The following is a 2,315-nucleotide window of genomic DNA, read 5'->3' on the forward strand; positions in this document are numbered from 1 at the left end:
AACCCTTAAAAGGGGCTGAAACTCTTTGGCAGCTAGAGGCTTGGTATGCGACATGGGACTGGGCTAGCTTTCTGATACAGCAGCAGGTGGCCGAAGGCGTTTGGAATACCTTATTACTGACCATGATTTCATTGGTGGGCAGTGGCATCTTAGCCTTAGTCATGTACCCCTTTATTTCACCCTTATTTTTGAACAAAGGCAGCCGTTATCTGTCACACTTCTTGTTAGTCGTTTTGCGCTCTATACCTGAGCTGATGTTGGTGTTTGTTTTACTGATTATGATGGGTCCCTCGATGGTGCCCGCGATCGTGGCTTTGAGCTTGCACAATGGTGCGATTATCGCGCATTTGATTGGCAACGCATCACGCAACCTTAAGCTAAGACAAGACGCCCCGAAAGGCATTAATCTATATTCCTACGAAGTCACGCCCAGATTATATCGGCCCTTTTTGGCCTTTTTGTTTTACCGCTGGGAGGTGATTCTACGAGAGAGTGCCATACTGGGAATTCTCGGCGTGCATACCTTGGGTTTTTACGTCGACTCGGCCTTCGAAGAGTTGCGCTTTGATCGCGCCTTGTTTTTAATTTTAGTGACGGCATTGCTGAATATTCTTGTCGATACCTTATCACGCGGTATTAGGCGAAAGCTGCGGCTCAATGCCTTGCCGGATATGCGTTAGTGTAAGAGGAACAGTCCCGTTATAGGGTGCGCCGTGCGCACTGGCGGAGTAGTGGCATTCAAGCTTATATTTAACAAATAACAATGACTGTAGGCAGAGGGTTCTATCCCTCGCTCGATCAACCTCGTGCTAGCCTTCATGCGAGCCGTGGAAGGCTCTGCCTACAGGTTTAGGGCACTAAAGAGGGAGCGATAACGAATGATTACCATTGATTACCGCCTCTCTTAAAGAGCTGGATTAGGAATAAACGTGAAAAAAAATGAGACAAATACTGATACACCCATTAGCCAAGACTTGGTGTTAATCGGTGGTGGCCATGCCCACGCTATTGCTCTGAGCATGTTGGCCAAGCGTCACCTACCTGGTGTGCGCATTACCCTGATTTCCAATTCAGTACTCACACCTTACTCAGGTATGCTGCCTGGCTTGATTGCCGGGAACTACGAGCATGAAGACGTGCATATCGACCTGGGCGCAGCGTGTCGAAGTTTTGGGGTGCGCTTTATTGAAGATAGCGTGACAGGCCTCGATCTTGAAGCGAAAACCATCTTCTGTCAGCAGCATCCGCCGTTTTCGTACGACGTATTGTCGATAGATATAGGCTCTTCTCCAGACTTAAAAAACATACCAGGCACTAAAGAGTTTAGCGTTGGTGTGAAACCTGTTGATCGCTTTCTCGCTCTCTGGCATGACTTGCAGCAATCCCTACTGAGTAAGGAACTCACTTCGCCGGTAGATATTGGTATTGTCGGCGGTGGTGCCAGTGGTGTTGAAGTTGCGCTAGCGATGCAGCACAAACTTAAGTGTGCGCTAAAATACCGAAAGACGAGCTTTGAGCAACTTCGCTTTCACGTGGTCTCGGGGAGTGACACGATACTGCCCAGCCACAATGCCAAAGTGCAGCAGCGCTACCAAAAGGTATTGGATAAACGTGGGGTGCAGGTTCATCATGATTTTCGCGTGTCTAAAGTTGAAGAAGGGTGCTTGGTCGATGCGCGAGACGCTGAAAACCCGAGGGAACTAAGCTTAGACAAGATTATTTGGGCAATATCGGCGTCAGCCCCTGAATGGCCGAAAGCCGCTGGTTTAGCCTGTAGTGAGCGGGGCTTTATAGAAGTGGATGCTTGTTTGCAGTCAGTTTCTCATCCTAATGTTTTTGCCTCGGGTGATATTGCTGATGTGCTGGATCACCCACGGCCTAAAGCCGGTGTATTTGCTGTTCGCCAGGGTAAACCCTTGGCTGATAATCTTGAAAAAGCCCTACGTGGTGAGCCATTAAAAGCCTTTGTCCCTCAGAGCAAGTTCCTGAGTTTAGTGAGTACTGGCGACAAAGCTGCAATTGCCTCTAGAGGTGACTGGGCAATGTCGGGCGCATGGGTATGGCACTGGAAAGATTCAATCGACCGTAAATTTATGCGCCGCTTTAGTGAACTTGCCAAGCCGATGATCCCCGCTGAAAATGCGAGTGTGGATGCTGAGCCGATGAGTATGCGTTGTGGCGGTTGCGGTGCCAAAGTGGGGCAGCCTATTTTAAATCGCGTGATTGCCCAGCTTTCAACACGTTATGAGGATAAGGCGAAGGTAGCACTGTCCCAGCCGGATGATGCCGCCGTTTTGGCCATTCCTGCCGATAAA

2 protein-coding genes are annotated in these 2,315 nt (G+C 49.2%); both read left to right on the forward strand.

The window, feature by feature from the left end; translation table 11 throughout:
* Positions 1-680 (forward strand): PhnE/PtxC family ABC transporter permease (locus tag A3756_RS28295; protein ID WP_368664622.1); only part of this gene is annotated, 680 nt, incomplete at its 5' end.
* A 249-nt stretch (positions 681-929) separates the two neighbouring features.
* Positions 930-2,315, forward strand: a 1,386-nt coding sequence (locus A3756_RS24235) for an FAD-dependent oxidoreductase (protein ID WP_197481518.1), incomplete at its 3' end; no start/stop codon positions are given.

It is taken from the genome of Oleiphilus sp. HI0086, from assembly GCF_001635225.1.